Annotated in this window: 1 protein-coding gene; it reads left to right on the top strand. The window is 57.1% G+C overall.

Going from position 1 to position 475, the window contains the following annotated elements:
• The first annotated feature begins 141 nt into the window (after positions 1-141).
• On the top strand, positions 142-276 hold the full coding sequence (locus AC1D0P_RS28995) for a hypothetical protein (RefSeq protein WP_477679894.1): 135 nt from the start codon (positions 142-144) through the stop codon (positions 274-276).
• Positions 277-475: the final 199 nt, after the last annotated feature.

Below are 475 nucleotides of genomic sequence, written 5' to 3'. Positions count from 1 at the left end.
GTTAAGTACCGTGCTTCTCCTTGCCTCATGCGCGAATACGGTGCGCGGCGTGGGCAAGGACATGACCAACACGGCCAAAGCAACCGATCATGCGGTTAAGCGTGCGGCAGACTGATCCCAACTTTTTCCAGGAGCACTATCATGAGCACTCTTTCGACCCGGGTTGCCGTTGCCCTGATTGCCGTTCTGGCTCTTTCGTCCTGCGCCAACACGATTCGCGGCGCCGGTGAAGATGTCCATCAGACGACGCATGCCATCAAGCATGCTGCTCAATGAAGGATAGAAATCAGGTCAAATGAAAACCGGCCGCCCAGGTGGGCGGCCGGTTTGTCAAATTCCTGCAAACAAATCAGGCCTTGGCGGCGAGCATGTTGTGCTTGCGCTTGATGAAATCCTTGGCGGTTTCGACCGCGATTGCCGCGTCACGGCAATAGGCATCGGCACCGACGGCCTTGCCGAACTCTTCGTTCAGCGG

The organism is Polaromonas sp. P1_G2, assembly GCF_056405515.1.
Note: the sequence above shows the minus strand (reverse complement) of the source record. Positions and strands in the feature narration are given on the sequence as shown.

Excerpts from the sequence above, each read along its gene's own strand:
- AC1D0P_RS28995 (WP_477679894.1), top strand. The coding sequence starts at position 142 with ATGAGCACTCTTTCGACCCGGGTTGCCGTTGCCCTGATTGCCGTTCTG.